The organism is Sulfurimonas sp., assembly GCF_027056685.1.
Classification (GTDB): Bacteria; Campylobacterota; Campylobacteria; order Campylobacterales; family Sulfurimonadaceae; genus Sulfurimonas.
The window spans coordinates 1-7,382 of the sequence record NZ_JALUKE010000208.1 but is presented as its reverse complement, the minus strand read 5'-3'; the positions used below and the strand labels follow the sequence as shown (position 1 = coordinate 7,382).

The following is a 7,382-nucleotide window of genomic DNA, read 5'->3' as shown; positions in this document are numbered from 1 at the left end:
AACAAGGTCTCTCTGTTTGTGGATGGGAATTATAGAGAAGTGATGCTTAGAGTTCGCTTAATTGGTTGGGGAAGTGGGGGAGAATTTAAAAAGTTCTTTTTTTGGGGCTAAGATTCTATTATCCAGCCCCCTCCTATAAGTTTGTTATCATCATAGAATACGGCTGCCTGTCCGACCGCAACACCGAATACGCCCTCTTCTAATTCAATTGTAGCCGTATCATCTTCTATAAGTACATGACATTTGACAGATTTTGTTCTGTAACGTAATTTGACAGTAGTATCAAACTCTTTTCTATCATCAAACATATTGAGATTATTTAATTTAACCTTATAGCAAGCCAAGTCTTCTTTTTTACCAACGACTATCTGGTTTTTTTCAGGATTAATTTTTAAAACAAAATGTGGATCATGTGCTCCATGGACTGTAAATCCTTTACGCTTACCAATTGTATAATGCATATAACCCTTATGCTCACCTACCACATTACCTTCTTTGTCTACAACTTCACCAACTTGATCTACGTCTACATAATCTTTCAACAAATCAGTATAAGTTGTTTCAACAAAACAAATTTCACTTGATTCTGCTTGAGAAGAAAAAGACTCTAATCCTTTTATAGAAGCTGCCAACTCTTTAATATCTTTTTTATGTCTTTCACCTAGAGGAAACTTTAAACGTGGCAGTATTTCTTTATTTATATAAAAAAGAAAATAACTTTGGTCTTTACTATCATCTTCTGCTGCATATAGATACTTACCATCTGTTTTAATATAGTGTCCTGTTGCCAAATACTCTGCATCAATTTCATCTGCAAACTTTATCATTTCGCCAAACTTCAGGTTTCTATTACATAGTGCGCATGGATTTGGTGTTTTTCCCTCAGCATAAGTATCTATAAAAGGTTGAAAAACTTTTTCATTAAAGGTCTCTTGCAAATCTAATACATGTAACTTCACACCTACAAAATCAGCAGCCTTTTGTGCACGAGCTTGATGTATTTCATGATAACCAGGTTTTGAATGCAGTTTCATATAAAGACCTTCTACTTCATAACCTTCCTGTTTTAATAATAATGTAGTTATAGTTGAGTCAACTCCCCCACTCATTCCTACTAAAACTCTGTTTTTATTTTTCATTTTTAACCTCTAAGCTGTTTAAGACGTTCTTTTTTAGTACCAATAGTCGTTATTTGAATACCAAAGTTTCCATCAACAATTACCACTTCACCTTGAGCAATTACATGATTATCGACTAAAATTTCCAAAGGATCATTTGCTAGTTGATTTAATTCTATTACAGAACCAATATCCATATTTAGTACATCTTTTAAAAGCATTCTTTTCTTGCCTATTCTTACGCGTACTGGTAATTTTACATCCATTATAAGAGAAATATTTTTCATCTCTTCTTCGGATAGTTTTACAGTCCCACCATCACAATTTTCAGAACTGCTCTCTTCTTTTTCTGTTTCTGGCGATACATTTTGAGTATTACCCTCTGAGGGAGATAAAGCATCTGCCAATTTTTCATCAATAATAAACATAAGCATTGAAGTAATGCCTGCTAATGAGAATTTATAGACATACATTTTATTAAAAGATTCCAAACTCACCTCATCATCACCAGAGAGAGATTCTATTGAATCTATACTAAATGACAATACAGGAAGTTCTTTTTGACCAGAAAGGGCTGTGGCAATTGCACCAAATATATTTGACACTATCTCTTTTGCTGCATCTAAATCATCGTCCGTAATATCTTCACGATCACTTGCCTCTTCACCCATCATCATATCAGAGAGTGATGCTGCCATATTTGGAGGAAACGCCACCATAATATCAGCTTCTACATCACCGCTAACTTTAATTTTAGTAAGTACTATGGGGGGCACAATATTAGAAATTATGCTGAGTTCCTGTTCGTCCTGTAAGGAGAGTGTGGGAGCTTCACCTACGAGTGCTTCTATTGTACCAATAGTCTCATCTTCAAATAGTTTAATAAAATCACTCATCTATTATATCCTCATCATTTTCTAAATCATCTTCATGAATTATATCTTTTACACCTGATATTTTCTCATGACGCTGTTTTTCGAGCTCCTCTAAAGCCCGCTTTACTTCATCTTTTTCAGTTTCTATTATTTCATTGATATTTATAGACTTTCTAAATCTTCTCAAACCAATCTCTCCACGGAATCTATCTTTTCCATCAACAGATACAGTAACAACATCATCAGCAGGAGTAGACAAACGAATCACATCCCCAATTTGGAGTTCTAAAATATCATTTAAATTTAAATCTGCTTCACCAAGATTGGCCTCAACATTAACTTTAGCACCACCTAGGAGAACTTTTAGCTCTGTATTACGACTCTTTTTAGAACTAGTTTCATTAAGCATTAAATCACGCGAGGCAAGTTTTGGCAAAATAGGTTCCAATGCAATAACAGGATAACAAATATTCATCATTCCTGAAGAGTGTCCTATTATTATTTCCATTACAACCATAACGACAATCTCATTTTGTGCAACAATCTGTACGACATTAGGGCTTGACTCTTTTGACTCAATTGTTGGATAAACTTCCATCACTGGTCCCCATGCCTCTTTAAGAGTACTCATCATAACTCTCAAAATTGTTTCAAAAAGACTCAACTCTATATCTGAAAATTCTCGTGTCGCATCAAAAGGTTCGCCTTTGCCCCCTAAAAGTCGATCAAGCATTGGAAATGCAATGGATGGATTTATCTCTATAATTCCACTTCCTTCAAGAGGTTTGAGAGAAAAGACATTGAAACTTGTAGGATTTGGTAAACTCATTAAAAACTCACCATAAGTCATCTGATCAACAGAATGCAGTTGTATTTCAACTATTGAACGCATAATTGAAGATATTTGAGAAGCTAAACTTCTTGCCATTTTATCATGAACACCACGAAAAGCACGAAGTTGCTCTTTTGAAACTCTATTTGGCCGTTTAAAATCATATAGAGTTACTTGACGCTGAGGGAGCAGAGCATCTTCACCACTTTCAAGAACATCTTCTCCTTCATCTTCAACAACATCCAAAAGAGCATCAATCTCTTCTTGTGAAAGTATATCTGCCATTTTACGCTCCTATACTCTCTCGTATTTTTTGAATAACAGATTTGTGTATCTGTGAAATTCTCGACTCAGTAATATTAAGTATATTACTTATCTCTTTTAAAGTCAACTCTTCAAAATAATAGAGTTGAATTATCATCTGCTCTCTCTCTTTATAGCTACTTAGCACCTTTTTTATTACACTAACCAGCTCTTCTTTTTCTATAGTAGCTAATGCAGCACCTTCATCCCCTACATGCAATTGGTCATGAAGAGGCATAACGGTATAAATACAAGAAGCAATTCGTGCATCATGCACTTTTACAACACTTTCATCTAATTTTTGAGCTAACTCTTCATCACTAGGTTCTTCATCATGAGTGAGCATATGTTCTTGAACAATGTAATCAATAGATTTTACAAGTTTACGGCTTGAACGGCTTAATATGTCCAAACTACGAAGATAATCGAGCATAGCTCCATAAACTCTTTTTTTTGCATATCCCCAAAAAGAGTCATTAAGTGTTTCATCATAACGTCTTGCTAATTTGATGAGTTCTTCCGTACCAATCGCTGATAAATCTGAAAAATCAATAGAACTAGGAAGACGCTCTTTTAAACGATATGCCATAGCTTTAACTGCTGGCAAATACTGAATTGCAAGTTCATCTTCTTTATGTTTCAAATCTTGAACATAGGCATTAACAATCATAATTTTTGTCCCGCTCTGTCTTCCAAATTCATTTTTGCAACTACATCTGTTATTTTACAAGCGGAGTCAATAAGCTTCTCGCGTTTATTAATCTCTTTTACAAAATAATCTAAATCATTTTCGTGCATATTTTTTGGAAAATTATATGACTTAGCGACCATTGTCTGATAGTATAGAGCAATAATAATGTGTGAAAAAAGATAAAAGAATATCGTAATTAAAAAAGTATATGTAAGTAATCCTCCAGCATCCATAGATTTTAAGATACCAAAAATGACACCTACGAAAAATCCCAGAACAGTAAAGAAATATACAAAATTTTCTCCAAGCATCAACTACCCCACCATTGCCTTAAAAATGTTCAATTAATCTTTTAAAAAGACCAGAAAGTCCACTCTCATTTGAAGTAACTAGCACATTATGTTCCAGCTTAGCTGCAATTTTTTTCATAATATTTTGCATATCTTTTGTCGCAGCTGAAGATGGATAACTGGCACAAAAAAGTGAACGCTTTTTAACAGAAGATGAAACTTTTACATCTTCATTAATCTTTCCTAAAAGTTTTAAGTCCAAATTACCACCGATATTTGCCTTTGCAACTTTCTTTATCTTTTCAAATACGCCTACAGCCTCTTTTTCACTCTTAACCTGATTCATAATAACACTCACATCATCTCGCAATGTTGCAATGGTCTTAATTGTTGCGTATGCATCTGTAATTGCGGCAGGATCAGGTACAGTTACAACTATAACATCATCTGCTGCGTTTAAAAACATCTGTATATGTTCTCCAATTCCTGCACCTGTGTCTATTATCATCACATCAAGCTTATCTAGAACTTGTGCTTCTTCCATAAAACGCTCAAAAAGAGCCATATCGGAGTATTTTAGTATTTCATCACCACTCTCACCTGGAATCAAAATAAGATTTCTTGTAATAGGAATAAGAATATCACTTACTTTTGCCTCACCTTTAAGCACATGCAAAATATTTTTTTTGATTTTAACATTAAACATTACATCAAGATTGGCAAGACCAATATCTGCATCGAAAATACCTACATTTATTCCCTGTTGAGAGAGCATATATGCCAAATTCGAGCTAATTGTACTCTTTCCAACTCCACCTTTTCCACTTGTAATGGCTATAAAGCGTGTCTTTTTTGACTTTTTCTTAGCATTTGAAGCAACAAGCTCTTCAAGCTTTTGGGCCTGGTGTCCCATCATGCTTTACTCCTGTTAAATCCATGAAGTAAACACTCTATCAAAAAGTCATTACTCGCACAAACCAGATCTTCTGGTACTTCTTGACCCACAGAAAAATAACTTATTGGCTTTTTCGTTTCATAAGCGAGTGAAAAAATATTTCCAAAACTCATAGTCTCATCCAATTTCGTAAACATTAAGGTATCTATACCAAGCGTCTCAAAATTATCATAGGTAATTTTCAAATCTTCATACTTAATAGAACTTGGCATAACAAGGACAACATCAACACTGAAATCTGTTTGATTACCATTTAAGCACTCATAAATCTTCTCAATTTTTCCCTTATCATAAGGGCTTGAACCCATAGTATCGATTAAAATATAGTCACAATATTTCAAAGAGTCTAATGCATTTGAAAATTCTGGAGGGTCAACCACAGTCTCAATTCCAAGCTTCATCATTCGCGCATACTGCATCAATTGTTCTACTGCGCCAATTCTATAGGTATCAAGAACAACAAGCCCTACTTTATATTTTTTATCAACTAGATAGGAGTACCTTGCAGCAAGTTTTGCAATAGAAGTTGTCTTTCCAACTCCCGTTGGACCAACAAGCATAATCACTTTTTTTCTTCCAATACTTAATGGTCTCTCTTTTCGTATGGGAACCATTTTTCGTAAAATTGTTTGAAAATAGCGTTTTACAGTTGTAGAGTTCTCTCTCATTTTAAGCGGCATATGCTCTAATGTCACCTGCATTAAACTATCAAGATGATCTTTATTCATACCACTTTGTAGGGACAAACGATAAATCTCTGCAAATTCAGGTGGTATCTGGCTCTCAATATCTGGAGATTTTTCATCCCAAAACATATTTTGAATAATTTTCACTTTATCTGTTAGTTTATTTATCTCATTTTTTATCTCTTTAAGCTCTTTTGGCTCTGCAGATAGTGTAGTCTGATTAGTTTGACGTTCATAAAGTGTATCATCACCTTGTGTTACATCTGAAATTTTAGATATTTGCCTCGCTGCGTTTGAGATATCAAATAAAATTTCTTTACTCTCTTTTTCCAGCTCTTTTTTTTCAAATGCTGGTTTTTGCATCTTCTTTTTATATGAAAATGGTAAATCTTTTTCATCAATACCTATCACTATTTCATAAAGAGCAGTGCGACCAAGTGCCTTTTTTTGGATCTCTTTTGTTTCAATAAGCATTCCCTCATCACCTATTTCCATTTTTGCTTTTTTAAGTGCTTCAGAGGGAGTTTTTCCTGTAAATGTCAATATTTTCATTTATGAAGCCCTGCCAATGGAATAAGTACGCTTTCTCTTTGCGACCAATGTGCATGTGGGATGGTCAATTTCTCTGTTTTTATCACTCTATTGTCAAAAAATATAATATCCAAATCTAATGTCCTTGGTGCATTTGCAAAACTTCGTTTTCGTCCAAATTTCTTCTCTAAACGCATTAAATATGCCAAGAACTCTTTTGGCTGCATCGATGTCTTTAAAACTATAATTGAGTTAAAAAAATCCTCTTGGCTCAAATAACCAAATGGAGGGTTTTTTAAAATCAACGAAGTTTTAAGAAGTGTAACTCTTTTATCTCTTTGTATCCAAAAGTAAAGGTGTTCAAATCGGCGACGGACATCGCCAACATTTCCACCTATACCCACTACAACTTCATATCTATGTGATGTCTTTGCAAAAGATGTACAGGGAAAATGCACTCCAGAGTAGCTATCTAACTCTTTAGATAGACTGCGTTTAATGTACATTTTACTAAAATTCCATTTATCTATGCAGGTTGTTGTGCTGTTTGAGCTTCTTGTGCAGCTTGAATCTCATTCATAATTTGAAACATTCCCATCATTGCTAAATGGTAGCCAAATGGACCGAATCCAACAATTGATGATGTACATACTGGTGCTATCATATTTTCTTTTCTAAACTCTTCTCGACGATTAATATTACTAATGTGTACTTCAATTGCAGGGAGATTAACAGCTGCAAGTGCATCACGAATAGCGATAGATGTATGTGTATACGCTGCTGCGTTTATAACAATACCATCTGCATCACCATAGCACTCTTGAATTTTATCTACAAGTTCACCTTCAAGATTACTTTGAAAAAATTCAATCTCTACACCATTTTGCGTTGCAACTTCCTTCATTTGAGCGTGGATTTGCTCTAATTTCATTGGACCGTATATATTTTGCTCACGAACACCAAGCATATTCAGATTTGGACCTTGAATTACTACTATTTTCATTTTAAACCTTTTTTAAATTTTAGAAAGCTATTTTATCTAAAATTATATTAAAAAAAGTTGCAAGAGTTTAAAATTTAACTATTTCTTTTGTTTAATAT

The 7,382-nt window shown here is 34.1% G+C and carries 9 protein-coding genes; all 9 read right to left on the bottom strand.

Annotated elements, in window-relative coordinates; all coding sequences use genetic code 11:
* Window positions 1-107: 107 nt before the first annotated feature.
* From mnmA to aroQ, 9 genes are read right to left on the bottom strand one after another with little or no spacing between them, the layout of a single operon-like run.
* Window positions 108-1,139, bottom strand: a complete 1,032-nt coding sequence (gene mnmA / locus MVY38_RS09200) for a tRNA 2-thiouridine(34) synthase MnmA (RefSeq protein ID WP_297485481.1) — start codon at window positions 1,137-1,139, stop codon at window positions 108-110.
* 2 nt (window positions 1,140-1,141) lie between these two features.
* Window positions 1,142-2,014, bottom strand: a complete 873-nt coding sequence (gene fliY / locus MVY38_RS09195; protein ID WP_297485479.1) for a flagellar motor switch protein FliY — start codon at window positions 2,012-2,014, stop codon at window positions 1,142-1,144.
* Window positions 2,007-3,110, bottom strand: a complete 1,104-nt coding sequence (gene fliM, locus MVY38_RS09190) for a flagellar motor switch protein FliM (RefSeq protein ID WP_297485477.1) — start codon at window positions 3,108-3,110, stop codon at window positions 2,007-2,009. The genes fliY and fliM overlap by 8 nt, the downstream gene beginning before the upstream one ends.
* Before the next feature lies 1 nt (window position 3,111).
* Complete coding sequence (locus MVY38_RS09185; protein WP_297485475.1) at window positions 3,112-3,798, bottom strand: RNA polymerase sigma factor FliA; 687 nt, start codon at window positions 3,796-3,798, stop codon at window positions 3,112-3,114.
* Window positions 3,795-4,130, bottom strand: a complete 336-nt coding sequence (locus MVY38_RS09180; RefSeq protein ID WP_297485473.1) for a hypothetical protein — start codon at window positions 4,128-4,130, stop codon at window positions 3,795-3,797. Before MVY38_RS09180 ends, MVY38_RS09185 begins: the two co-directional genes overlap by 4 nt.
* A gap of 19 nt (window positions 4,131-4,149) precedes the next feature.
* Window positions 4,150-5,025, bottom strand: a complete 876-nt coding sequence (locus MVY38_RS09175; protein WP_297485471.1) for a MinD/ParA family protein — start codon at window positions 5,023-5,025, stop codon at window positions 4,150-4,152.
* Window positions 5,022-6,302 (bottom strand): flagellar biosynthesis protein FlhF, encoded by a 1,281-nt coding sequence (gene flhF / locus MVY38_RS09170; protein WP_297485469.1) that lies wholly within the window; start codon window positions 6,300-6,302, stop codon window positions 5,022-5,024. Before flhF ends, MVY38_RS09175 begins: the two co-directional genes overlap by 4 nt.
* Window positions 6,299-6,787 carry a 2-amino-4-hydroxy-6-hydroxymethyldihydropteridine diphosphokinase gene (folK, locus tag MVY38_RS09165; protein ID WP_297485467.1) on the bottom strand — a complete coding sequence of 163 codons (489 nt, stop codon included), beginning with the start codon at window positions 6,785-6,787 and terminating at the stop codon, window positions 6,299-6,301. The genes flhF and folK overlap by 4 nt, the downstream gene beginning before the upstream one ends.
* Before the next feature lie 20 nt (window positions 6,788-6,807).
* Entirely contained in the window at window positions 6,808-7,284 is a 477-nt protein-coding gene (gene aroQ / locus MVY38_RS09160) for a type II 3-dehydroquinate dehydratase (protein WP_297485465.1), read from the bottom strand.
* Window positions 7,285-7,382 lie beyond the last annotated feature (98 nt).